The organism is Flavobacterium sp. GT3P67, from assembly GCF_004349155.1.
Lineage (GTDB): Bacteria > Bacteroidota > Bacteroidia > Flavobacteriales > Flavobacteriaceae > Flavobacterium > Flavobacterium ranwuense.
Map to the genome: position 1 here is coordinate 1 of NZ_SMLF01000024.1, position 3,323 is coordinate 3,323.

Consider the following 3,323-nt stretch of genomic DNA (forward strand, 5'->3'; position numbering starts at 1 on the left):
ATGTTAAAAAATATAAAAAGTTAAAAACATGAATACAAAAGTAATTTATTTTGTAACGCTGACACTTCTGCTTTTTGTCAGTAGTATGTTTTCTCAAGAAAAGTGTACTTTAAGCGGAACCGTATCTGATGCTAAAAGCAATGAAAGTATAATAGGTGTTAATGTATATATTCCCGAATTAAAAACAGGCACTACCACTAACGAATATGGTTTTTACTCTATCACTATTCCCAAAGGGAACTATAAAGTTCAGGTGAGTTCCTTAAGTTTTCAAACAATAACAGAAAGTGTTAATTTAGATAAAAACACCAAAAACAACTTCAAGCTTTTCAGTAGTGAAGAACAATTACAAGAAGTAGTAATTAGAAAGGATAGAAAAGCGACCAATATCAAAAAAGCAGAAATGAGTGTTAATAAACTTTCTATTGCCACGATAAAAAAGATGCCGGTTGTCCTTGGAGAAGTTGATGTACTGAAATCTATTTTATTACTTCCTGGGGTAACAAATGCAGGCGAAGGTGCTTCTGGTTTTAATGTTCGCGGTGGCGGGGCAGATCAAAATTTAATTCTTCTTGACGAAGCTACTATTTTTAGTTCCTCACATGTTTTTGGTTTTTTCTCTGTTTTTAACCCTGATGCTATAAAGGATTTAAAATTATACAAAGGAGGAATCCCTGCAAGATATGGTGGAAGAGCTTCTTCTGTTTTAGATATTTACCAAAAAGATGGAAGCAGTACTGGTTTTCATATGAATGGCGGAATTGGATTAATTTCCAGTAGATTGCTAGCTGAGGGTCCAATAGTAAAAGACAAAGGCTCGTTTCTTATTGGTGGCCGTGCGTCTTATGCTCATTTATTTTTGAAATTTTTGGAGGAACAGAAAAACAATGCGGCCTATTTCTATGACCTGAATACCAAGTTATCCTATAAGTTAAACCCAAGCAACAATTTATACCTGTCGGGCTATTTTGGTCGGGATGTTTTTAGTTTAGATAAAAGTTTTACCAACACCTATGGTAATTCAATTTTAAACTTACGATGGAATCATCTGTTTAATGATAAATTATTTTCAAACCTATCGGTAATATATAGCGATTATTACTTTGGATTAGATTTAGATTTAGTTGGATTCAAATGGGATTCAGGAATCAAAAATTACAATATTAAGTACGATTTCAAAAATTATATTTCTGATAAATTCAAATTAAATTTTGGTGCAAATAGTATTTATTATGATTTCAATCCTGGAACAATAAATCCAACTATTCCAAATTCAGGAATAAATTTCGATCAATTAGATAAAAAATATGCTTTTGAAACGGCAGTATATATAGACGCTGAACAAGAACTATCTAAAAAGCTTTCACTCTCCTATGGTTTACGATACAGTATGTTTTATAGATTAGGTAGATCATCGACTAATATTTATGCCAACAATGAACCAGTGATTTTTAATCAGGATGCACAGATTTATGAAAAGGCAACTCCAATTGGAACTAAATTGTATGATGAAAATAAAGTGATTCAAAGCTATAACTATTTAGAACCCCGATTTGCTGTGGCTTATGAACTGAATAGCAATCAATCTGTAAAGGCAAGTTATAATAGAATGGTTCAGTATTTACAATTGGTTTCCAATACTTCATCACCAACACCACTTGATATTTGGACCCCGAGTGACAACTACATCAAGCCACAAATTGCAGACCAGGTAGCTTTGGGTTATTTCAGGAATTTAAGCGATGAGATGTATTCTTTGGAAGTGGAAACCTTTTACAAAAAGATTCAAAATAGGATAGACTACATAGACGGTGCTGATTTGATTGCAAACAAAGCTATTGAACAGGTAATTCTCAACGGACAAATGCGTTCTTATGGTTTAGAAGTGATGTTTCGCAAAAACGAAGGCAGATTCACCGGTTGGATTTCCTATACCTTGTCAAAATCCGAGCAGCAAACTCCTGGAAGAAACAGTACTGAAATTGGTATCAATAATGGCAAATGGTACAGTTCTGCCTACGATAAATTGCATAATCTCGCCGTTACAAGCTCCTACAATTTAAATAAAAAATGGAATTTTGGAGCTAATTTTATTCTCCAGTCAGGCCAACCAGTTACCTATCCTAATGGACAGTATACCTATGAGGATATTTTGGTACCTAGTTATGGGTTAAGAAACGAAAACAGGTTGCCTGTTTACCATCATTTGGATATTTCTGCTACACTTACTCCACATAAAAACGACAATCGTAACTGGAAATCAGAATGGGTATTCAGCATTTATAATCTTTACAATCGTAAGAATGCCGCATCAATGGCTTTCAAGCAAAATGCGGATACCGGAAACAATGAAGCCTTGAGAACCTCAATTTTCGGAATAGTTCCTGCAGTGAGCTATAACTTCAAATTTTAATAATTATAAAATAATCATTCCTCTATTTCTGATACTAAATAAAGAACAAATGAAAAATAAAATAAATCTAATACTAGTGCTACTGACAGCTGTCTTTTTCAACAGCTGCACGGATGTTGTGGATATTGCTCTAAATACCGACAGTCCAAGATTAGTGATTGATGCCTCTATAAATTGGCAAAAAGGGACACCGGGAAATATCCAAACTATAAAATTGACAACGATAACTGATTTTCACACGAACGTAATTCCAGTGGTGTCAGGGGCAACGGTTTTTATAAAAAGCAATTCAAATGTCGTTTTTAACTTTATTGAGACTCCGAATACAGGAGTTTACATTTGTAGTAATTTTGTTCCGGCTATTAATCAAACTTATACTTTAACCGTTATCAGTAACGGACAGACCTATACCGCTACAGAAACGCTGCAATCTGTTGCTTCAATTAGCTCTGTTACACAGGAGATACAGACTGGTTTAGGGAAAGACTTTTTAAAAATAAAAACTTTTTTCAATGATCCGGCTGTTCAAGATAATTACTATCTCTACAAATACAAATTCACCAAAAACTTAAAGCCAGAATATTCTTTAGATGATGATCTGTTGTTTCAGGGAAATACCTTTTTTAGTCTTGTCCTGGAGGAAGATGCTAAAGCGGGCGAGCAGATTGAAATCAGCCACTATGGAATATCAAAAACGTATTTTAATTACATAAGTAAACTATTAAGTGTTGCGGGAACTTCAAGTGGAGGACCCTTTCAGTCTCCACCTGCAAATGTGAAAGGGAATATAAAAAATCAATCGAATTTTGATAACTATCCTTTAGGATATTTCAGACTAAGTGAAGTCGATGTGAAAAATTATACAATCCAATAAACTTATTAAATATAATTATTAAGTAGCAATAATCAA

At 33.6% G+C, this 3,323-nt stretch carries 2 protein-coding genes; both read left to right on the forward strand.

Annotation, left to right across the window (positions count from 1 at the left end; all coding sequences use genetic code 11):
• The first annotated feature begins 28 nt into the window (after positions 1-28).
• The gene (locus tag E0H99_RS17065) at positions 29-2,413 is read left to right on the forward strand and encodes a TonB-dependent receptor (protein ID WP_131998501.1); all 2,385 of its coding nucleotides are present in this window, start codon (positions 29-31) and stop codon (positions 2,411-2,413) included.
• Positions 2,414-2,462: 49 nt separating this feature from the next.
• Positions 2,463-3,287: a DUF4249 domain-containing protein gene (locus E0H99_RS17070; protein ID WP_131998504.1), complete on the forward strand. Its 825-nt coding sequence runs from the start codon at positions 2,463-2,465 to the stop codon at positions 3,285-3,287.
• The last annotated feature ends 36 nt before the right edge of the window (positions 3,288-3,323 follow it).

Excerpts from the sequence above, each read along its gene's own strand:
- E0H99_RS17070 (WP_131998504.1), top strand. The coding sequence starts at position 2,463 with ATGAAAAATAAAATAAATCTAATACTAGTGCTACTGACAGCTGTCTTT.
- E0H99_RS17065 (WP_131998501.1), top strand. The coding sequence starts at position 29 with ATGAATACAAAAGTAATTTATTTTGTAACGCTGACACTTCTGCTTTTT.